21 protein-coding genes are annotated in these 21,045 nt (G+C 58.5%); 9 read left to right on the top strand and 12 right to left on the bottom strand.

Annotated elements, in window-relative coordinates:
* Positions 1-72 precede the first annotated feature (72 nt).
* The 3 genes from EDB94_RS16145 to EDB94_RS16135 all read left to right on the top strand — a co-directional run bounded on the left by EDB94_RS16145 (position 73) and on the right by EDB94_RS16135 (position 5,542).
* Positions 73-2,262: a TRAP transporter fused permease subunit gene (locus EDB94_RS16145; protein ID WP_014576235.1), complete on the top strand. Its 2,190-nt coding sequence runs from the start codon at positions 73-75 to the stop codon at positions 2,260-2,262.
* Between the two features lie 116 nt (positions 2,263-2,378).
* Entirely contained in the window at positions 2,379-4,193 is a 1,815-nt protein-coding gene (locus EDB94_RS16140; protein WP_108018785.1) for an ATP-binding protein, read from the top strand.
* Positions 4,190-5,542 (top strand): sigma-54 dependent transcriptional regulator, encoded by a 1,353-nt coding sequence (locus EDB94_RS16135; RefSeq protein ID WP_014576237.1) that lies wholly within the window; start codon positions 4,190-4,192, stop codon positions 5,540-5,542. Before EDB94_RS16140 ends, EDB94_RS16135 begins: the two co-directional genes overlap by 4 nt.
* A 37-nt stretch (positions 5,543-5,579) precedes the next feature.
* Here EDB94_RS16135 and EDB94_RS16130 read toward each other — a convergent pair whose 3' ends face one another.
* The 3 genes from EDB94_RS16130 to EDB94_RS16120 form a co-directional block, all read right to left on the bottom strand.
* Positions 5,580-6,965, bottom strand: a complete 1,386-nt coding sequence (locus EDB94_RS16130) for a PhoH family protein (RefSeq protein ID WP_404935310.1) — start codon at positions 6,963-6,965, stop codon at positions 5,580-5,582.
* A gap of 24 nt (positions 6,966-6,989) precedes the next feature.
* Complete coding sequence (locus EDB94_RS16125) at positions 6,990-7,481, bottom strand: HPP family protein (RefSeq protein WP_008176308.1); 492 nt, start codon at positions 7,479-7,481, stop codon at positions 6,990-6,992.
* An 82-nt stretch (positions 7,482-7,563) separates the two neighbouring features.
* Positions 7,564-8,298, bottom strand: a complete 735-nt coding sequence (locus tag EDB94_RS16120; RefSeq protein WP_108018787.1) for an START domain-containing protein — start codon at positions 8,296-8,298, stop codon at positions 7,564-7,566.
* A 137-nt stretch (positions 8,299-8,435) separates the two neighbouring features.
* Here EDB94_RS16120 and EDB94_RS16115 point away from each other — a divergent pair, with 137 nt between their 5' ends.
* Positions 8,436-9,443: a DUF2804 domain-containing protein gene (locus EDB94_RS16115; protein ID WP_108018788.1), complete on the top strand. Its 1,008-nt coding sequence runs from the start codon at positions 8,436-8,438 to the stop codon at positions 9,441-9,443.
* A gap of 41 nt (positions 9,444-9,484) precedes the next feature.
* On the opposite strand, the gene minE is transcribed toward EDB94_RS16115, so the two are convergent.
* The 5 genes from minE to EDB94_RS16090 all read right to left on the bottom strand — a co-directional run bounded on the left by minE (position 9,485) and on the right by EDB94_RS16090 (position 12,055).
* Positions 9,485-9,736, bottom strand: coding sequence for a cell division topological specificity factor MinE (minE, locus tag EDB94_RS16110; protein ID WP_008176301.1), 252 nt, complete (start codon positions 9,734-9,736; stop codon positions 9,485-9,487).
* Positions 9,737-9,739: 3 nt separating this feature from the next.
* Complete coding sequence (gene minD / locus EDB94_RS16105; RefSeq protein WP_008176299.1) at positions 9,740-10,552, bottom strand: septum site-determining protein MinD; 813 nt, start codon at positions 10,550-10,552, stop codon at positions 9,740-9,742.
* Positions 10,553-10,629: 77 nt separating this feature from the next.
* The gene (gene minC, locus EDB94_RS16100) at positions 10,630-11,391 is read right to left on the bottom strand and encodes a septum site-determining protein MinC (protein WP_008176297.1); all 762 of its coding nucleotides are present in this window, start codon (positions 11,389-11,391) and stop codon (positions 10,630-10,632) included.
* A complete protein-coding gene (locus tag EDB94_RS16095) occupies positions 11,388-11,777 on the bottom strand; it encodes a HopJ type III effector protein (RefSeq protein WP_014576244.1) in 390 nt (129 codons plus the stop codon). The genes minC and EDB94_RS16095 overlap by 4 nt, the downstream gene beginning before the upstream one ends.
* Positions 11,777-12,055 (bottom strand): DUF1244 domain-containing protein, encoded by a 279-nt coding sequence (locus EDB94_RS16090; RefSeq protein ID WP_014576245.1) that lies wholly within the window; start codon positions 12,053-12,055, stop codon positions 11,777-11,779. Before EDB94_RS16090 ends, EDB94_RS16095 begins: the two co-directional genes overlap by 1 nt.
* Before the next feature lie 115 nt (positions 12,056-12,170).
* Here EDB94_RS16090 and dinB point away from each other — a divergent pair, with 115 nt between their 5' ends.
* Complete coding sequence (gene dinB, locus EDB94_RS16085; RefSeq protein ID WP_108018789.1) at positions 12,171-13,235, top strand: DNA polymerase IV; 1,065 nt, start codon at positions 12,171-12,173, stop codon at positions 13,233-13,235.
* Here the strand turns inward: dinB and EDB94_RS16080 are convergent.
* Positions 13,232-13,780 carry a phosphatase PAP2 family protein gene (locus tag EDB94_RS16080; RefSeq protein WP_108018790.1) on the bottom strand — a complete coding sequence of 183 codons (549 nt, stop codon included), beginning with the start codon at positions 13,778-13,780 and terminating at the stop codon, positions 13,232-13,234. The two genes, dinB and EDB94_RS16080, sit on opposite strands and share 4 nt — an antisense overlap.
* Positions 13,746-14,954 (bottom strand): glycosyltransferase family 1 protein, encoded by a 1,209-nt coding sequence (locus EDB94_RS16075; protein WP_108018851.1) that lies wholly within the window; start codon positions 14,952-14,954, stop codon positions 13,746-13,748. Before EDB94_RS16075 ends, EDB94_RS16080 begins: the two co-directional genes overlap by 35 nt.
* A gap of 126 nt (positions 14,955-15,080) precedes the next feature.
* Between EDB94_RS16075 and EDB94_RS16070 the strand changes: the two genes are divergently transcribed.
* The 4 genes from EDB94_RS16070 (at position 15,081) to EDB94_RS16055 (ending at position 19,476) form a co-directional block, all read left to right on the top strand.
* Positions 15,081-16,118: an NADP(H)-dependent aldo-keto reductase gene (locus tag EDB94_RS16070; RefSeq protein WP_062785570.1), complete on the top strand. Its 1,038-nt coding sequence runs from the start codon at positions 15,081-15,083 to the stop codon at positions 16,116-16,118.
* A gap of 226 nt (positions 16,119-16,344) precedes the next feature.
* Positions 16,345-16,668, top strand: a complete 324-nt coding sequence (locus EDB94_RS16065) for a hypothetical protein (protein WP_108018791.1) — start codon at positions 16,345-16,347, stop codon at positions 16,666-16,668.
* A gap of 127 nt (positions 16,669-16,795) precedes the next feature.
* Complete coding sequence (locus EDB94_RS16060) at positions 16,796-19,006, top strand: acetyl-CoA hydrolase/transferase C-terminal domain-containing protein (protein ID WP_108018792.1); 2,211 nt, start codon at positions 16,796-16,798, stop codon at positions 19,004-19,006.
* Positions 19,006-19,476 (top strand): peptidylprolyl isomerase, encoded by a 471-nt coding sequence (locus tag EDB94_RS16055; RefSeq protein ID WP_008176279.1) that lies wholly within the window; start codon positions 19,006-19,008, stop codon positions 19,474-19,476. The genes EDB94_RS16060 and EDB94_RS16055 overlap by 1 nt, the downstream gene beginning before the upstream one ends.
* Here the strand turns inward: EDB94_RS16055 and EDB94_RS16050 are convergent.
* Positions 19,394-20,254 carry a 1-acyl-sn-glycerol-3-phosphate acyltransferase gene (locus EDB94_RS16050; protein WP_108018793.1) on the bottom strand — a complete coding sequence of 287 codons (861 nt, stop codon included), beginning with the start codon at positions 20,252-20,254 and terminating at the stop codon, positions 19,394-19,396. The genes EDB94_RS16055 and EDB94_RS16050 overlap by 83 nt on opposite strands.
* 17 nt (positions 20,255-20,271) lie before the next feature.
* Complete coding sequence (locus EDB94_RS16045) at positions 20,272-21,033, bottom strand: GNAT family N-acetyltransferase (protein WP_108018794.1); 762 nt, start codon at positions 21,031-21,033, stop codon at positions 20,272-20,274.
* Positions 21,034-21,045 lie beyond the last annotated feature (12 nt).

The following is a 21,045-nucleotide window of genomic DNA, read 5'->3' as shown; positions in this document are numbered from 1 at the left end:
CTGCCCTGCAGCCTCCTGCAATGTATGGCCAGCCGAGTTCTGGCTCCGATTTGCCTGCAAGCAGGGTGTGTCATGACTACCGAACAAGATTCCAAAGACCTTCCGGACATTGAAGTGGGCGAAGACCATGTACTCGCGCACAACGTGGACGAGGAACCGGTCGAAGCCAACCGCCGGCTTTTCGAAGGCGGCCTGCTGAAATTCGTCGCGCTGCTGGCGATAGCCTATTCAGCCTTTCACCTGTATTCCCTGAACATAGCGCCCCTGGAAACCTGGTCGTTCCGGATCGTGCACATTGCCGGTGCCCTGGTGCTGGGTTTCGTTCTGTTTGCCGGCGCCCGGTTTGTGTCATCGGAAGAGGGCGGCGCCCGCCACCGGTGGACAACCTGGATCAGTGCCGGTGCCATGCTGCCGGCTCTCTATGTGTTGTATCAGACATTTTCGTTCTGGCAGATGGTTCAGAACGGCGCCATGCGGATTCCGGTCGAACTGGAAGTGTGGCACTTTGGCTGGCCGCTGCTGGCGGCGACCGGTGTTGGCATTGTCATGAGCTGGTTTCATCAGCGCGAGCGATCGGTATTCAGTGTGCCCGACCTGGTGTTGATCGTCTGCTCGCTGGCCGTGGCCGCCTATTTCCTGGTGGTGTATAACACGTCCATGCGGATGTCGACCGGCACCTCCTTTGCGCCGGTGGGTATCTCGTTTGCAGCCATTGCCGGCACGGCCCTGATCATGGAGCTTACCCGGCGCGTGGCGGGGATGGCACTGGTGATCATCGGTCTGGTGTTTCTGGCCTATGTTTTCGCAGGACCCTACCTGCCAGGTTTCCTCGGTTACCCGGGGCTTTCGGTTCAGCGTTTCTTCAGTCAGGTGTATACCGATGCCGGGATCCTTGGGCCGACCACGGCGGTGTCTTCGACATACATCATTCTGTTCATCATTTTTGCCGCCTTCCTGCAGTCATCGAAGGTGGGCGACTACTTCGTGAACTTTGCCTTTGCGGCGGCCGGCCGTTCCCGGGGTGGCCCGGCCAAGGTATCGATCTTTGCATCGGGCCTGATGGGTATGATCAACGGCACCAGTGCCGGCAACGTGGTATCCACCGGCTCCCTGACGATTCCATTGATGAAGAAGGTGGGCTACAGCAAGCAATCCGCAGGCGCTGTCGAGGCGGCCGCGTCCACCGGTGGACAGATCATGCCACCGATCATGGGCGCCGGCGCCTTTATCATGGCGGAGATTACCGGCATTCCCTACACCGAGATAGCCATCGCGGCGATCATTCCGGCGATCCTGTATTTTGCCTCGGTCTACTTCATGGTGGATTTTGAAGCCGCCAAGACCGGAATGCGCGGCATGCGTGAAGACGAGCTGCCAAAGCTCAGAACCATGATGAAGCAGTGCTATCTGTTCGTGCCGATCATAATCCTGATTGTCGCCTTGTTCATGGGCTATTCAGTGATCCGGGCCGGCACCCTGGCGACCGTTTCTGCCGCGGTCGTGAGCTGGCTGTCACCCAACAAGATGGGTCTGCGGCATATCCTTCAGGCACTGGAAATTGCTTCCTATATGGCGATCCAGATTATCGTGGTGTGCGCGGCGGCCGGGGTAATCGTGGGCGTGATTTCACTGACGGGAGTGGGCGCGCGCTTCTCCGTGCTGTTGCTGGATGTTGCGGCCACGAGCCAGTTGCTGGCGCTGATCTTCGCCATGTTCATTTCCATTCTTCTGGGTATGGGGATGCCGACCACGGCGGCCTATGCGGTAGCTGCCTCGGTGGTCGCGCCCGGCCTTGTCCAGTTGGGTATTGAACCGCTGACGGCGCACTTCTTCGTGTTCTACTTTGCCGTAGTCTCCGCGATCACACCACCGGTTGCGCTGGCCTCCTATGCCGCTGCAGGCATATCGGGCGCCAACGCCATGGAAACCTCCGTGGCCTCGTTCCGGATTGGCATCGCAGCCTTCATCGTGCCTTTCATGTTCTTCTACAACGGCGCGTTGTTGATGGAAGCCGGCTGGTTCGAGATCGCGAGGGCGCTGGTAACCGCAACCTTTGGCGTTTACATGCTTTCTGGCGGCGTGCTCGGTTGGTTTGCGAGCATTTCCGCGTCCTGGATAACGCGACTCCTGCTGATTGCGGCCGCGTTGCTGATGATCGAGGGAGGGCTCTGGACCGACCTCACCGGTATTGCCCTGGCGGTCCTGGCGTTCGTCATCCAGAAGCAGCGTAAAACTCGCCTTGCCACAGCTGGCGCCCTGTAACGGGGGCTTGCTGGCTGCGTCAGAACAACCGTGCCGTGGAAGCATCGCACGGTTGTTCTGCACCCGGCCTGGCTATACTCTAGCGGCTTTCCGCGGTTTTTCGGGAACCGGACCCTATGCCTTACCGTATTGGCGTTTTTCTCCTTTTCGTGGCGACCCTGGTGACCGCCTGGCTGCTTGGTGGCTGGGTTGGATACCGGCAGGTGGAGCAGGAGAGCCTGGAGGAGTCCTTCCGATATCGCCAATTGGTGGCCAACGAACTGAACCGGTATCTCCCGGTGCCCGAGCTGATGGCCGAGCATCCGTTATTGCAGCGGGCGCTGGAGGCGCCTGACAATCCCTCTGCTATTCTCGCGGCCAATGAACAGATGCAGCGCATGGCCACTATCGTAGGCAGTTCGGATGTCTACCTGATGGATACTCGCGGCCTGACGATCGCAGCCAACAACTACCTGCAGCCAGACAGTTTTGTCGGGCGGAATTTCAATTTCCGGCCGTATTTCTATGAGGCGATGGAATCGGGCGATTCGGCGATCTATTTCGCCCTCGGCCTGATGTCTGGCGTGCGGGGTCTGTATTTCTCGCATCCGGTTCGGGATGAGGGCGGCCAGATTATCGGGGTGGTCGCTGTGAAGGTTCTGGTTCATGAACTGGAATCCCAATGGGATCGCCCTACTGGCTTGCGAGAGGCGGAGATGGTCGTGCTTGATCATAATGGCATCAGTTTTCTCGCGAGCAGGCAGGACTGGCTTTACCGCAATTTCTCGGGGATGGCCGATGCCGTGCCCGACGAGTATTCCCGCCGGCGTTATCCAGACCGTGATTTGACGCCAATGGCACTGAAAACGTTGGGAACCCCATGGGGGCTTCTCGAGCAGTCAGCAACGGTCCGCATCCAGGACAGTGGCAAACCCCGGGAATATCTGAGCGTACGCACGCCTCTGCCAAGGATGGACTGGACGCTTCAAGTCATGGTGAGCACTCGCTCGGTCGTCTGGACCCGGTTGGGGTTTGCGGTCGGTGGGGCAGCGCTGTTCTTTGGTGGCCTGTTGACCTGGCTGTACCTGCGCGAGCGCTACCGGCGCGAGGCTGAACTGGCTCTTCGGGGCGAGCAGCTGGAGCGAAGCGTGGCCGAGCGAACCGCAGACCTGGAGAACTCCAATCGCAAACTGGTGGAGGAGATCCGGGAGCGAGAACGCACCCAAACCGAGCTGCGGGAAACACAGCAGGAGCTGATCCAGGCTGCAAAACTGGCGGTGCTGGGTCAGATGTCCGCGGGCCTCAACCATGAAATGAACCAGCCTCTGACGGCCATTCAGACCTATGCCCGAAACAGCCGCCGCTTCCTTGAGAAAGGTGCCGGGGAGATGGTGGATGCTAACCTGTCAGAAATCATCCTCCTTTGTGACAAGATGGCGGAGCTGACCCGGCAGTTCAAGGTGTTTGCGCGCAAATCCGAAGGCCCGCCAGCGGTGGTGGATCTCCGGCAACCGATTGACGCCTCCCTGAAAATTATCGTTGCCCAGCAGTCGAGTTCGGAAATCGATATCCAGTGGCACCGTCCAGACTCGCCGGTGATGTGCCATGGCGACCTGATACGGATAGAGCAGGTTATGGTTAACCTGATGGCGAATGCGGTTCAGGCGGTAGAGGGTGGTGCACGGCCGGAAATCCGGATTGATATAGAAGAAACCGAGCAGTGCTGGAAATGCCTGGTGCGCGATAATGGGCCCGGATTGCAGGGCGACACCGAACAGATTTTCGAGCCCTTTTTTACCACCAAATCGGTCAAGCAGGGACTGGGTCTTGGACTTTCCATATCGCGCCAGATTGTGGATGCACTGGGTGGCAGCCTGACCGGTCGTAACCGCCGGGATGGGCCGGGCGCAGAATTCGTCGTAACCCTCAAGAAGCGGGAGGCCATGGAATGACAGAACCCTCGGTAATCTTTGTGGACGACGATCCACACATCCGCCAGGCCATTGCCCAGACACTGACCCTGGAGGAGTTGCCGGTCAGCTGCTTCGAAGATGCGCCATCGGCGCTGGGGCATATCAACGCCGACTACGACGGCGTGGTTCTCTGCGACTACAACATGCCGGAGATGAACGGCCTGGAGATGCTGGACCGGCTTCGAGCTATCGATGACACCATTCCCGTGATCATTCTTACCGGGCAGGGCGACATAAGCACGGCGGTAACAGCCATGCAGCAGGGCGCTTACGACTTTATCGAGAAGCCGTTTGATCATGATGAACTGATAGAGCTGCTCCGCCATGCCCTGGAAAAACGGCATCTCGCCCTCGAGAACCGGAGACTGAAAGCACAGCTGCGGCACCTGGCCAGACCCGGTCCACGGATGTTGGGGGATTCGCCGTTGATGCAAAAGGTCATGGCGACCATTGATCCCATCCTCGACATCTCGGCCAATATTCTTCTGCACGGGGAAACAGGGTCCGGGAAGGATGCGCTGGCCCGATACATTCATGAGAACAGTGGACGCAGCGCCCACAACTTCGTGGCAATCAACTGCGGCGCGGTGCCCGAGAACCTGATTGAAAGCGAGTTGTTTGGCCATGAGGCCGGGGCGTTCACCGGGGCTGAAAAGCGCCGGATCGGCAAGATTGAGCACGCCCACAAGGGCACCCTGTTCCTGGATGAGGTTGAAAGTATGCCCATGCCCTTGCAGGTGAAACTCCTGCGGGTGCTGGAAGAACAACGGGTCGAGCGTCTGGGCAGCAATAAGGTTCAGGAGGTGGATGTCCGGATCATCGCCGCCACCAAGGCGGATCTGAAAAAACTCAGTGACGACGGCGAATTCCGGCCCGATCTCTATTACCGGCTGAATGTGGTCAAAGTTGACATCCCGCCGTTGAGAGAGCGGAAAGAGGACATTCCTCTGCTGTTCCATCATTTCGTGCTGATTGCCGCGGCCCGTTACGATCGGGAGAGCATACCGCTTGATGCTGGTCAGGCCGCCCGGCTGATGCAACATTCATGGCCCGGCAACGTTCGCGAACTTCGGAACCTGGCTGAACGTTATGTCCTGCTGGGGCCGGCAGCGCTGGATGAGAACGAACCTGCGGATACGGCCAATGTGGCGGGTCGACAGACGCTCGCCGAAATGATGGACGGTTTCGAGCGTTCTGCCATTATCAGCGCCCTGAATGCCAGTCATGGCAGCATCAAGGACACCATGGTCCAGCTCGGTATTGCCCGGAAAACCCTGTACGACAAGATGCGCAAGCATGGGTTGGACAAAGCCCAGTTCAAGGATTGAGAGGGGGCTGCTGCCCCCTCTTTTACGTTCTGTCAGACTACAGGTTGGCTTCGGCAAATTCTGCCAGTAGCGACCGGGGAACACCCTGCAGGTGGATGTGGGCGCCATGTCGAAAGCGCTTGAATCGTTCGGTCATGTAGGTGAGGCCCGAACTCAGGGCACTCAGGTAGGGGGTATCGATCTGCGCAAGGTTGCCGAGGCAGATCACCTTTGACCCGTTGCCGGCCCGGGTAATGATGGTCTTGATCTGATGGGGCGTCAGGTTCTGTGATTCATCGATAATGATCAGGCTGTGCTGGAAGCTGCGGCCCCGGATGTAATTCATGGATTTGAAGTGCAGGGGCACCTTGCTGAGGATGTAGTCGACGCTGGCGGTCATGTTCTCGTCGTCCTCGTGGAGCGCTTCCAGGTTGTCGACGATGGCGCCCAGCCAGGGCTCCATTTTCTCGGCTTCAGTGCCGGGCAGGAACCCGATGTCCTCGTCGAGGCCCTGGGTGGAGCGGGTAGCAATAATGCGCTTGTAGAGCTTGCTGGCCACGGTCATCTCGATACATGCAGCCAGCGCCAGGATGGTTTTTCCCGAGCCGGCGGAGCCGGTGAGGTTGACCAGGTGGATGTCCGGGTCCAGGAGCAGGTTCAGCGCCATGGCCTGATAGATGTCCCGGGGAACCAGGCCCCAGACTTCCTCGTTCATCAGGTCGTGTTGGTGCAGGTCCTTGATGATCAACTGGTCGTCGGAGAGGTCCACCACCTTACCGACGAAGCCCATTTCATCGATGACGAATTCATTGATGTTCAGCTTCGCCAGCTCGCCTTCCCGCTTGAGGATATGTTCGGTTGAACCCTCCCGCTGAACAGTCTCCACTTTCTCGATGGTGTCCCAGAAGGAGTTGGGGAATTCCCGGTAGCCCTTGGGCAGAAGATCAATGTCATCGAGCAACTGGTCGTTGTGGTAGTCCTGAGCTTCGACGCCGAAGCCCCTTGCCTTGAGGCGCATGTTAATGTCTTTCGACACCAAGATAATGTCCCGGGACTTGTGGCGGTTCTGGAGCGCGGCCAGGGTGTTGATGATCTTGTTGTCGTTCAGATGCTCTGGCAGCGAATGGTTGCCACTGTCACCGGTGCTCATCAGGATCGAAAGAGTGCCCAGGGGTTCGGCCTTCTTGCCACGCACGATGGGAACACCTTTCTCGATCACCTTCGGGCTGGCATCGCCCAGCAACTTATCGATGTTGCGGATGGCCTGACGGCAGTCAGCGGCCACGGCTTGCTTGCCGGATTTGAGGCTGTCGAGTTCTTCGAGGACCGTCATCGGGATGATGACATCGTGTTCTTCAAAGTTGAGGAGGGCGTTCGGGTCGTGGATCAGGACGTTGGTGTCGAGGACGTACATCTTTCGGCGAGCTTGCGGTGCTCTGGGCATAAGTGGCGCTACCTCTCTGGTGGCTCAGTCGTTATCGGCGCAGCGTTGCGTGAGTTCCTCATCCGAGATCACTTTCAGCATATCGTAAGTCGTTATGATGCCGGTAATTTTTGAATCATTGGTGACAAAAATCCGGTGCAGGTGCTCGCGCATCATGATATTCGCAATGTCGCGCACCGGCGTCTTCTCGTCAACCGATAAAACGATGGGGGTCATGATGTCCCGGACTTCTACCGGCACCTTGCCCATTTCCTCAAAGATCACCATTCGCAGGCGTCGGGCTTCCTCCCGCTCTTCGGGAGTCAGATGCCGGTCGGCATCGGAGCGCGTGGCGTTCCAACGGAATTCGGTGATGTCTTTAAGAGTGGCAATGCCGACAATTTCGCCGTCGTCATCGGTGACGGGGCTGCCGGTTATCTCGTTGTCGGTGAGGAAGCGGGCCAACCGGTCCATGGTCCAGGATTGCGGGACGGCCTTGATGCTGGGTGTCATGATCTCGTAGGCGAGAACGGTCATTGATCTTGGCTGCCTTCTAGAGTCCTTTCGTAAAGCTTAGCGCGTGATACTCCGCGCGTCATCCCTTACTGTGCGCCGGGACTCAGGGTTCGTTCATGCGAAGGCCGGTCAGTTGGCCCTGCTCGTCATAAACCAGTTGGTACCCCTGGTACTTTTTACTGTTGGCAACGCGTTCCAGCGCTTCCATCGACCTCACGGGAATATCCACCAGCAGGGAGTTCACCAGCCAGCCGGGTAGCGCTCCGTTGGGGTCCGTGTGCTGGACCCACACCATCCGGGTGCTCTCCCCCTCTGGCGTGAACCGGTACAGGGTGTCCGAACGATCGACCCTCACCCGGCTGCTGTTTTCCGCCCGCTGATCGGGCATGGCGTTCAGATCCATGACGATCTCACCGGAGGCCTGATCACCCCGTGTGCGTATGCGCAGGACATAGTCGCGGTCAGTAACCGGCCAGGGCATGTCATTCACGGAATAGGCAAAGCGATCGTGAAACACGCCATCGCCAAACGCATAGGATTCCGTGCAGTTGTGCACCCACTCGACGCAGGAACCGGGGTTGGCCATCACAGCCATCAGGTTTTCGATAGGCGCGTCGAGCACCGCCACGGCCTTGAAGGCCTTGAAGCTGGAGCCTGGCTGCTCGATGGTATAGACCCGGATGTGATCGGCTTCCTTGCGTAGCGTCCACGCCTCGTCGCTTTCACTGGGCAGTTCAGCACGGGCACTGGCGGCAACGGCAAACACCAGCAACGCACAGACGAGCCCACTGATCACCGAGGCCCAGCCCGTAATGCCATGGGCTATGCTCTTTCTCATAGGGTACACTTCCTTGCAGATGGTGGGCCGAGTCTAGCATGGGGCTTTTGCCGGCATGGCCACGGAAACAGTGGATTGTGAACCAGGTAGCGACCTGTTGATTTGGTAACCGAAATTGGCCCGATCTGACGACGACTATGACCATTAAGAAACTTATCAACGGCAAAGGGCAGGTGATTCCGGGACTGCTGGATGAACCGGTAGACGAGATCAACTACCTGGACTATGACTTGCGTACGGTGATGGACCGCCCGCGTTCAAAGTTGGCAAGACGCTGGCGGTTCAACCAGTTCCAGTTTGTCAGTGCCATGGGCCCGGGTTGGGTGTTTGGTCTGGCGGTGGTGGATCTGAAACTGCTGGGCAGCGGATTCTTCTATCTGTATGACTTCGAGACTGGCCAGATGATGGAGCAGTCGTTCCTTCAGCCATTGGCCCGGCAAACCTGCATTGAGCCACGGCCAGAGGAAGGGGTGACAAGGTTCGGCAAGGGCGAGGTAGCCGTGCGAATTGCGCCTTCCGCGGATGGCCGGACAATTACGGTCTCGGCCCCTGGAGGTATCCGTATTGAACTGACGCTTTCAGAGGATCGGGACCCGCTCCGGCTGGTATGCCCGGCCGGCTACAATGGCTGGGTATTTACCCGCAAGTCGGCAGGTTTGCCGGTGGAAGGGGAAGTGCGCTGGGATCATCGTATCTGGCGCTGCGACGAGCAGACTCGGGGATCCATCGATTGGAGCTGTGGCTTCATGCGCCGGGAAACAGCCTGGAACTGGGCCTGCCTGGCCGGCCAGCTTGCAGATGGCCGGTCGGTGGGGTTGAACCTGGCCGCAGGGGTCAATGAGACGGGAATGACGGAAAATGCGCTCTGGCTGGATGGTGTCTGCCACAAACTGGGCGCGGCAAGGTTCCGTTTTGATCGCTATCAACCAGGCGGCGACTGGCATGTGAGCACCGAGGATGGTCGGGTCGATCTGCACTTTGTCCCCGCCGGTGTGCGCAAGGAGAAACTGGACGCCTGGGTACTGGCATCCAACTTCCGGCAGTACGTGGGCTCGTTCAGTGGAACGGTGACGGATGAGGCTGGCGGAAAAATTGAGGTTAAAGGTCTGCGGGGCCTTATGGAAGACCACTTTGCGAGGTGGTAAGAAATGGCCTGTCCCAACCGGGACAGGCCAGATAAAGCGGGTTATCGCTCCGGTAGCGTGACGTTCAGCTCCAGTACCGAGCAGCTCTCGTTGCGGTCTACCTCAACCTGAACCATGTCGTCGCTGATCTGAACGTACTTGCGAATGACTTCCAGCAGCTCCTGCTGCAGCTGGGGCAGGTAGTCCGGCTGATCACGCTGGCCCCGCTCGTGAGCCACGATAATCTGGAGGCGCTCTTTGGCCACGCTGGCGGTGTTCTTCTTTTTACCCTTGAAGTAATCGAGGAAACTCATCCCTTAGCCCCCCTTGAACATCCGTGAGAAGAAACCCTTCTTCTGGGACGTCATGAAACGGTGTTCCCGTTCCTCTCCCAGAAGGCGTGCAACCGCATCATCGTAGGCCTGGCCGGCATCGCTATCCTCTTCGAGGATAACCGGCAAACCCTGGTTTGAAGCGTTCAGAACAATCTGGCTTTCCGGAATGACGCCCAGCAGAGGGATCGCGAGGATTTCCTCCACGTCCGCCACGGACAGCATCTCGCCCTTTTCGACACGGGACGGGTTGTAACGGGTCAGGAGCAGGTGTTCCTTGACCGGGTCCTGGCCCATTTCGGCTCGACGGGATTTGCTCTGCAGAATGCCCAGAATGCGGTCGGAATCCCGCACCGAAGATACTTCGGGATTGGTAACCACAATCGCTTCATCAGCGTAATACAGCGCCATCAGGGCGCCATGCTCAATGCCGGCAGGAGAGTCGCAGACGATGTAATCGAAGGTCTCGGAAAGCTCGTTGATGACTTTCTCGACGCCATCTTTGGTCAGTGCCTCCTTTTCCCGGGTCTGGGAGGCCGGAAGGATGTACAGGGTATCGACCCGCTTGTCGCGGATCAGCGCCTGGTTCAGGGAGGCTTCGCCCTGGATCACGTTTACGAAGTCGTACACCACGCGACGCTCGCAGTTCATGATCAGGTCCAGGTTGCGCAGGCCCACGTCAAAATCGATGACTACTGTCTTGTGGCCTCGCTTGGCAAGGCCGGTGCTGATCGAGGCGCTGGTGGTGGTTTTGCCAACGCCGCCCTTTCCTGAGGTAACGACAATAATTCTAGCCAAGGTTCTGTTCCTGTTTCTCGGTGGATTCGTCGTGTCTGCCGAATTATCCGGTCAAGTTATTGTATTCAGCTCCAAAATCAGGCCTTGTCCAGTGGCGTTACCACCAGCAGGTCGTCCCTGAGCTGGATTTGCACAGCGCTTTTCCAGCCATTGTCCTGAAGATCTTCGGAGATTTTATAGTGTCCCGCGATGGACACAAGCTCCGCTTCCAGCGATTGACAGAAAACCCGTGCGGATTCTGCGCCATGGATGCCGGCCAGTGCCCGGCCCCGAAGCGGGCCGTAAACATGGATGTTGCCCGCCGCGAGCACTTCGGCACCGGCCTGCACCGGCGCCAGGATAACCAGGTCACCTTCCGGTGCGTGGATCTGTTGGCCGGAGCGGACCGGCTGGGAGATGATTTTGGCCGGAGGTGGGTCACCAGCAGCGCTTGTCGAGGCTGCAACAACTGCCGCTTCCGCTTCGTCCGCGGCCGCCTGTTCGGCTTCATGGGTGCGATCCCGCTGGCCGTTACCCGGCAGCAGCGCCAGTGCGGCGCCCCGGGCCAGGCGGCGCTGGTCGTCGGTGCCACCGCGAACGCCAATCACATGGATGTGGTTACGCCGGCAGGTGCCGATCATCTTGAAAAAATCCAGTTCACTGTCCAGTCCCTGGTATTTCTCAAGGCTGATGATCAGCGGAATATCCTTGAAGAACCCGGGTGCCTGGCTGATCTTGTCTCGCAGTACTTCTTCAAATTCGCTGTCGTCAAAATAATAGAGCTCCAGGGCTGTCATGGACACGCTGGCGCTTTTTAGCTGAAAACCCTGTTTTACCCCGGAGGTGGCGGTATCGCTCATGAAGGAGTCTCTTCCCTGGTCATGTTGTCGGTTGGGTTCGGGCGCTGCCGCAGTGGCACGCCTTCGAAGCGGATGCCTGACCATCCTGTACTGATAAACTGGCGGATGTTGCCATGGCTCTCGCCGGTCGGATCGTCCAGAACCTGCTGGTAGTGCTCGGCAAACAGCTTGAGCGTGTCCACTTCGCTCAGATTGCAGTACTGGCCCAGACCAAAGATCCGGCAGGAGCCGGCATTCTCGCCTTCTGCGTTTACCAGCGGGCCATTGCGGAAGCCGCAGGGCTGGTACTCGAAGTGCTGTTCAATCAGGGCCAGGGAATCTTTGAAACTGGCGTGGCCAGCGTCCAGGGATGCCAGGTGAATCCTTACGGCATCGTTGACGCTCATTATTTGTGTTCCTGCTTGGGGCCTGTCTGATAGAGCGCCTTCCAGTCCTCGTACGGCATTCCGTAGATTTCTTCACGGGCCTGGGGATCTGAAATCTCAAAACCACGCTCATTCGCCTCTGCCAGGTACCACTTGGACAGACAGTTGCGGCAGAAGCCCGCCAGGTTCATCAAGTCGATATTCTGGACGTCGGTGTTTTCGCGCAAATGCCTGACCAGTTTACGGAAGGCTGCGGCTTCAATTTCGGTGCGTTCTGCTTCAGGAATCGGGTTGCTCATGATGGCCTCGCAATGGTTGATGCGCCGGTTGTTGGGGTTCCTGACATTCTCTGCATGTTAGCTTAAGATACAAGGCTGTATAAATGTACAGAAAGTCGACGCGAGCCCTCTGATTATGCCACAACGCAAGATCATCCATGTGGATTGTGACTGCTTCTACGCCGCCGTGGAGATGCGGGACGATCCCAGCCTACGGGATGTGCCGCTGGCGGTGGGTGGCGATGGCGGTCGGGGCGTGGTGACTACCTGCAATTACAAGGCCCGGGCGTACGGTGTGCGGTCGGCGATGCCCGGCAGCGAAGCGCGACGGCTGTGCCCGGGGCTGGTGACGGTGCCAACAGATATGGGCCGGTATCGAGCGGTCTCACAGCAGGTGATGGCTATCCTGCGGGAACTGACAGACCTGGTGGAACCGCTCTCTCTGGACGAGGCCTTTCTGGACGTCTCCGATGTGACCGATCACAAGGGCAGTGCCACGCTTATGGCTCGCCACCTTCGGGAGCGGGTGCGCCAGGAAGTGGGTATCACTATTTCCGCCGGCGTGGCGCCCAATAAATTTCTCGCAAAGATTGCCAGTGACTGGGAAAAGCCGGACGGGCTGTTCGTGATTCGCCCGGAGGACGTTGCGGATTTCGTTCGGGGACTGCCGGTTGAGAAGCTTTTTGGAGTGGGGCAGGTGACCGCCTCGAAACTGCATGCTCTGGGGGTCAAGACCTGCGGCGACATGCAGGCGCTCGGGCCCGATGTATTGATTGATCGGTTCGGCAAGCAGGGCTATCGACTCCACGAGATGGCCCACGGCCGGGATGAGCGGGCGGTGGTGGTGTCGCGGATTGCCAAGTCGGTAAGCGTGGAACGAACGTTTTCCCAGGATTTGCCAGATATGGCCGCCTGCCAGACAGTCATGGCCTCACTGGTTGCGGATCTCAACCTTCGCCTGTCGCGCAAGGCGCGTCGAAAACCGATCCACAAACTCTTCATCAAGATCCGCTACAGTGATTTTTCAACCCATACCCTTGAGCGGGTTCGTGAGCAGGTCAAAGAGCCGGCTCTGGATGATTATCTGCCACTGCTGGCTGAGCTCGTCACTAACCGGGAGCGGCCGGTGCGGCTGCTGGGTCTTGGTGTGCGTTTCCGCAATGATGATGCGCCGGTTACCCAGTTACGTCTGTTCGATTAGAAGTGCAGCCAGCTCATGGCCGCGTAACCCATCAGGCCACCGATCAGGGCGCCGGCAGCGACATCGCTGGGGTAGTGCAGGCCGAGGACCACCCTTGATGCCGCCACACTCAACGTAAACGGAAGCACGATGAGAGCCAGCGCCGGTTCCGCCACGGTCAGCATGACCTGAAAGCAGGCAGCGTGCAGCGTGTGGCCGGACGGGAAGCTGTAGCGGTCCAGGGGCGGTGTGCCGCAGTTGATGGCGGGAAAGGATATAAATGGACGTTCACGGGTGAGCCAGCGCTTCAGTAACTTGTAAGTGAGGGTGCAGGTGAGGCCGGTCAACGCCATAAGCAGTGCCAGCCCTGGCCCGGATTCCGGTCGGAGAAAGGGGATGAACAGAATCAGTGCGTACCAGAACCAGCCGTCGCCGAGTCGGCTGACCAGTCGGAAATACCCGAGGGCGGGCTGGAACTGAACAGCGCGGTTAATAGACTGGCAGAAAGCGACTTCCCGCTGGTCTGCCAGTTCAAAGAAGCGAGATGCTTTGCTTGTTGATGGCATGGTATCCGGCCTTTGCGGTTTGGTTGAAAACCAGTTGTTCAAATTGTTCGATCTGCGAGTTCCAGTTCTGTTCCAGAGCGTCCAGCCTTGCCTGGGCCCTGATCCGGTTCAGCAGGGTTGGTTGATCGGCCAGGCGGAGAGCGCTGTCGACGTATGCTTCATCCTCGTCCAGAGGCACCTTCATGCCGTTTTCTTCGTGGCGTATGTGTTCGGCTGCGGCGGCGTCGTCAAAGCTGACGACGCCCAGTCCGCTGGCCATTGCCTCCAGCACCACGTTGCCGAAGGTGTCGGTTTTGCTCGGAAACAGGAACAGGTCGCCTGAGGCGAAATGGCGTGCCAGGTCGTCGCCCCGGCGGGTGCCGCAGAACACGTAATCGGGGTGGCGTTCAGCCAGCTGGCGCCGTAGCGGGCCGTCGCCAACCAGTATGAACCTGGCCTGGGGGTGAAGGCCGCGAATACGTTCGAAGCAGGCAACCGCCATCCGAAGGTTCTTTTCCGGTGCCAGCCGGCCGACATACAGAATGGCTCGGTCATTGGCCTGTAAGCCCCAGGATTCCCGCAGTGCGCTGTCTCGCTTGTGGGGAGTAAAGCCATGACAGTCCACGCCCCGACTCCAGAGGCCGGTCGCCGGAATACCCATGGCGCGGGTTGTCTGCTGCATTTTTCGAGTCGGCACCAGGGTGATGGCCGTGCGGTTGTGGAACCATCGACCGTAGAGGCACAGCAACCTTTCCAGCATGCCGACGCCATAATAACGGCTGTAGCTGTGAAAATTGGTGTGGAAGCCCGAGCTGACCGGAATCCCTATCTGCCTTGCGGCTGTGGTCGCCGCAACGCCCAACGGGCCCTGAGTGGCCACGTAGACGGCATCGGGGCGGTCAGTGGTCAGGAGCTTTTTCAGATGGCCGGTTCGGGCCAGGCCAAAGCGCAGGTCCGCGTACCCGGGTAGCGGCAATCCGGTCACCACATGTTCACGGGAGAAGAGTGCCTCGCCAGCACTGGCAAAGTGGCCTTTGCGCTCATGCTGCTGTCGCGGCCGTATAACCGTTACCCGGTGCCCACGTTGCATCAGCCCCTGGCAAAGCTGCCTGAGCGTGTTTGCCACGCCATTGATTTCCGGCGGAAAAGTCTCCGAAACAATGGTAATGTGTTGTGAGCGCCGGTTGGCCTGCATGGTCTCGGTCACGGTGTTTCCTGTGCTTCCTTTGACATGCCTCTACTATGAAAAGCCGGCATGACAGTTATGCGACACTCCCGTGACATTCCCTTTACCCGTTAACCGAACCGAATCGGAGACGATATGCAAACGCGAAAGCTTGGAAAGACCGATCTCGACGTTACCCTGATTTGCCTGGGCACCATGACCTGGGGGGAGCAGAACACCGAAAAGGAAGCATTTGAACAGCTGGATTACGCAGTCGCCGAGGGTATCAACTTTATTGATGCCGCAGAGATGTACCCTGTGCCGCCCCGGGCGGAAACCCAGGGGCTGACCGAGACCTACCTGGGAAACTGGCTTGCCAGCAGGGGCAACCGCAACGACCTGGTAATTGCGTCGAAAGTGGCGGGACCGGGCAACGGACTGAAGTACCTGCGTAATGGTCCGCGCCTGACCCGGGATCATATTATGGAAGCCTGCGACGCCAGCCTGAAACGCCTGCAGACCGACTACATTGATCTGTACCAGGTGCACTGGCCGGATCGCAGCACGAACTTTTTCGGCAAGCTAGGTTACGAGCACAACCCGGAAGAGTCTTTCACGCCGATCGAGGAAACACTTGAAGCGCTGAATGATCTGGTTCGGTCCGGGAAGGTCCGGCACATCGGACTGTCTAATGAGACTCCTTGGGGCACCATGGAGTATCTGCGTCTGTCCGGCGAGAAAGGCTGGCCGAGAGTGGCCAGTATCCAGAATCCCTACAACCTCCTGAATCGTTCATTTGAGGTGGGGATGGCGGAAATTGCCCACCGGGAACAGGCCGGTTTGCTCGCCTACTCACCGCTGGCCTTTGGTATGCTCTCCGGCAAATATCTGGGCGGCAAGTGGCCTGAAAAAGCCCGAATGACCCTGTACGAGCGTTTCAGCCGCTACACCGGCAGTCGTGGCATGGATGCCACCCAGGCCTATGTTGAGCTGGCTCGGCAGAACGGATTGTCTCCGGTCCAGATGGCGCTGGCTTACGTGAACAGCCGCAGCTTTGTGACCAGCAATATCATCGGAGCAACATCCATGGAGCAACTGCGGGAAAACATAGGGTCTGCAAAGGTCACCCTGAGCCCCGAGGTACTGGAAGCGATAGAGGCCATTCACCAGGAATTCACCTACCCCTGCCCCTGAGCCCGCCGGCTTTGTTGGCTTGAACCCCCGGCTGAGAGGCGCTGGCCGGGGGTGCTGTTACAGTCTGAAATATCGGGGATCATAAATTGACAAAAAGATGCTGATCCCGTGACAAAAAGTCGGCGTCTTTGTGTGCAGATTCACATCTTTCCAGCCCTTAATCATTAGACTTAAGCCTAAGGTATCCGTAGACTCCCGTGTCGGAAAAAAGGTCTCAGGCAGTGTCATGATTATTCGAATCTTTGTTGCGTTACTCGCTCTCAATCTTGTTGCTTTCGTCGTTCGCGCCGAAGCATCCGAGCGCGTCTTCGAACAGATCGAAAGCAAGACAGCCAGCGAGCAGATTTTCGAAATCCAGGAACGGGTTTCCGGTGATTTTGACGAGGACAGTTCCGATGCGTTTGCCGAAATCGGTTCCCGCCTGCTGAGCCTCACGCTGACCCGTTCGAAGCATTCCGGCAAACATTACGCGTCGGATCCGGCTCAGGCCGACCATGGCATTGCACTTCTGAACGAGGGTGCCTGCCTGAATCTGAAGTGGAACTTCTGAACCCCGCAATTCCCCGCACCCGGTCCTATCATCAAACCCCAGAATCATGATCTGGCGCATTGTCTGTGCCCGATGCTCGTGTGATCATCTCCGTTAACATGCTGATTAGCCAATAAGGAGCTTGGTAATGGCGGGTGATAGAGGGCAGTTATCAAATGATGTGAACGCCTGTGTCGACGAGGTGATTCGCCGGGTTGGCAAGGAGATTACTCTCGGTTTGCCGCTCGGGCTCGGAAAACCGGTTCGCTTTGTTAATGCGCTATACCAGCGGGCGAAAGACGATCCGGAAATCAGCCTGCACATTGTTACGGCACTGTCGCTGCTGGCGCCAAAGGGCGGCTCCTCGCTGGAAAAGCGTTTCATGGGGCCTTTTGTTGAGCGCCTCTATGGCCGGATTCCTGAACTGGCCTATGCCAGGGATGTATCGGCAAACCGTCTTCCTGAGAATGTTCAGGTCTCGGAGTTCTTCTTCAAAGCCGGCAGTTACCTGAACAATCGTTCCCAGCAGCGGCATTACGTGTGTACCAACTATACCCATGCCGTTCGCGATCTGATGGCGGTGGGTGTCAATGTCGTCGCCCAGATGGTGTCTCCGGGCGAGGCCCATGGGCAGCCCGGCCAGGTCAGCCTGAGCTGCAACCCGGATCTGACGCTGGACCTGATTCCCCTGCTCCGTGAGCGCGAGGCGGCTGGCACGCCGGTGGCGCTGGTGGCCGAGATGAACCAGAACCTTCCCTGGTTTGGCCATCACGCGGCGATTGAAGCAGACCGGTTCGATATCTTGCTTGATCAGCCTTCGGGAGACTATCCGCTGTTCTCAGCGCCCCAGATGTCGGTCAGCCCGGAAGACCACCTGATCGGATTCTACGCCAGTACCCTCCTGAAGGACGGCGGTACGCTCCAGGTTGGCATCGGCTCACTGGGCGCGGCCCTGGTCCACAGCGCCATTCTCAGACACAGTCACAATAAGGCTTGGCGGCAGGTGTTTGACCATCTCCAGGTTGATCAGCATTTCCCCGTTGTTCGCGAGGACGGCGGCACCGGCCCCTTCGAGGAGGGGCTTTATGGCTGTAGTGAAATGATGGTGGATGGTTTCCTGTACCTGATGCAGGAAGGCATCCTTACCCGCGAGGTATACGATCACGCTGGTCTGCAGACATTGATCAATCGCGGTGATATTCCCAGCGAAGTGTCTCTCGCAACCCTCGATGTCCTGCGGCGCGAAAAGCTGATTGATAGCCCGTTGCGGGCAAAGGATGTTCATTGGCTGGTCCAGCACGGCATCTTTAAAGAAGCTGTCGAGTTCAAGGGCGGCCGGTTGCGTATTGGTGATCAGTCGGTCGAGGGTGATCTGGACAATCCGGAGGCCCGGCAGGCCATCGAAACCCTCATCCTCGGGGAACGGCTGACTGGCGGTATCGCCATGCACGGCGGTTTTTACGTTGGTCCCGAGCAGTTTTACCAGTACCTCAGGGAAATGACCGACGAGCAGCGTGCAAAAATCTGCATGACCAGCGTGAATTTCATCAACCACCTGTATGACCACCGGTTCGGAGACCAGAAGCTGAAAGCGGCGCAGCGCGTTCATGGCCGGTTCATCAATTCGGCTATGATGTACACCCTCAACGGTGCCGGCGTATCGGATGGTCTTGAGGATGGTCGTGTGGTTAGTGGCGTCGGTGGCCAGTACAACTTCGTTGCCATGGCTCACGAGCTGCCGGGCGCACGGTCGATCCTGTCGCTGCGCAGCACCCGATCATCCCAGGGCAAGGTACTGTCCAATATCGTGTTTAATTATGGTCATTGCACCATACCCCGCCATCTGCGGGACATCGTCATTACCGAGTACGGGATTGCCGATCTGAGAGGGCAGTCCGACGAGCAGGTCTTCCTGAGGCTGATCCGCATTGCCGACTCCCGGTTCCAGCAGGAGCTTCTGAAAAAAGCCCAGAAGGCGGGCAAGGTGGATCCTGCGTTCAAGCTGCCTGCCGACTGGTGTAACAATACCCCGCAAGCCATCCGTCGTGCCGTTGCGGCAGCGGGAGATGCCAGCCTGTTCCCGCCGTTCCCGTTTGGCAGGGACTTTACCGATGAGGAGCTGACGTTGGGGAAAGCCCTTAAGGGGCTCAAGGCCGCAACGGCCACTCGCCGTGGTAAACTGTCGACTCTGTTACAGGCCCTCCGGGCCCGGGATGACGAAGGCCGTTACGGGTCCCTGCTTGAGCGCATGGGCCTGAGTAACCCTTCAGGATTGCGGGACAAGCTGGATCAGCGACTGGTTATTCATGGCCTGCAACAGCTCGAAACACCACCGGATACAGGAAACTCGAAAACCTGATGACAGCTTCACAAGCAAGACCCGACGTTTTTACCGTTCACTATGTTTTGAAGAACAAGATCGGCGAGCTGGTTGATACTTCCGAAGGCAGTGAGCCCCTGCACTTCGTCTATGGTAGTCCCGAGATTATTGAAGGGATCCAACAGGCGGTGAAAGACCGCAACGTGGGCGATTGCCTCGAGGTAACGGTACCGCCGGCCATGGCGTACGGTGAGCACAAGCCCGAGCTGGTGCGCAAGGTGCCACGTTCACTGTTCGAAGGTATCGAGAACCTGCAGATTGGCATGAAGTTCCAGACCAACACGGGCGATGAAGCGCAGATCGTGCAGGTTGTCGGGATTGATGGCAACCTGGTTAAGGTGGACGCCAATCACCCATTGGCGGGCTTTACCCTGTACTTTGATCTGGAGATCGTTGGCCGCCGTGAAGCGACGGAAGATGAGGTAGCCCAGGGTCGTCCCCTGTTCTGAGACACTCGGTTGCCGGTCTGTCGTATTCACCACGGTATATTCGGGTCAGTCCTTCCAGAACGGTCTCTCTCAGGCTGGCGGCGAACTCTCCGGCCGGGATCTTTTCCGACGGGTGCACAGGTTCGTGGAAGACTACGTCGACCCGGGCAGAAGGCTGGGCTAGCATCCGCAACAAATGGTGGTGGAACTCATCATCACCAATGAAGGGAGCCAGATGGTCGGGGCGGCCTTCCCGGCGATAGGCAATAGTGATCGGTTGTACCGGCGTTCTGCTCTCTGGAGCGGCCTTGAGCAACAGGCCATGGAACGGCAATACCGTCAGACCTGCGCTGGTGGTTCCTTCCGGGTATATCAGGACACTTTCCCCGGCCCGCAAATTCCCGATGACCTGGTCCCGAACCCGGCGGGCCTGACCACCGCCGCGTCGAATGAAGAGCGTGCCGGCCTGTCGTGCCAGCCAGCCTATGACCGGCCACTGGCCGACCTCGGCTTTTGACAGAAACCGGATAGGTGCCAGGCTTCCCAGAATCGGAATATCTGACCAACTGATGTGGTTGCTGACGAACAGAACGGTATCGTCGGAAGGTGAGCCGTGCTGGCGTATAGTCAGTCCGAGGCACCGACAGGCCCAGCGGAAACAGAATCTGGCCCAGGGTGTCCGGTCGATAGCATTGCGGGTAACAATTTCAGTGATCCGCAGAGCGGCGGCCAACATTGTGGTGGCTGCAAGGAAGGCTATAAAGGCAGTGATCCGAACGCAGAGTCTCAGCCAGCTCATATCCCAGATTCCCGTCTTCAGGATGCCGAGCGCATGAAGTGCCGGCTGTAGCGGCCGGCCAGTTTACTGACCTCCAGCACAACCAACAGGTCGGCACAGCGAAAATCCGGATCCCAGCAGGGCTCACCGCAGACACGGGCACCAAGACGCATGTAGGCTCGGATCAGCGCGGGAACGTCCACCGGTCGATCGCTGTCCCGGGTGTGGGTCAGATGCGGCATCGCGCGAAGTGGTTTTACCAGAAAGGCCGGATCGGCCAGATACTCGGTCTGGAGGTGGCGGGCGATGCGCCAGGCTTTCAGGCCTCCGTCAGACATGCCGATGCTCGCGCAGCCAATCATGTAGTCAACACCGCGCTCAACCAGATATTCGGCCACTGCCGACCAGAGCAGGCTGATGGTCGCGCCATTGCGATAATCCGGGTGAACACAAGTGCGCCCCAGCTCGGCTATGGTGCCAGGGAGTCTCTCCAGGGCGCTCAGGTCGAACTCCCCGGCCGAATAAAAGCCGCCAACATCTTTGGTGTCGTTCTGGTGCAGGATGCGTGTGGTCGCTACCAGTTCGCCCGAATCCAGGTCGGTAACGATCAGGTGGTCACACACTGCATCGAACTCGTCAGCGTCGATGCCGGGCGTCTGTGCGCCCAGGTCGCTGCCGTATTCCTCCGAAAATACCCGGTAACGCAGCCGCTGGGCCGCTTCGACCTGTCTGGGGCACCGGGTCATGTCGGTTTTCAGGCGACGGGCGCTGCGGCGGGCTTTCGCGGTTTGTGTGGTCATGGCGTCGTCTCT

The sequence above is a fragment of the Marinobacter sp. 3-2 genome, from assembly GCF_003751355.1.
Taxonomy (GTDB): Bacteria; Pseudomonadota; Gammaproteobacteria; order Pseudomonadales; family Oleiphilaceae; genus Marinobacter; species Marinobacter adhaerens.
Note: the sequence above shows the minus strand (reverse complement) of the source record. Positions and strands in the feature narration are given on the sequence as shown.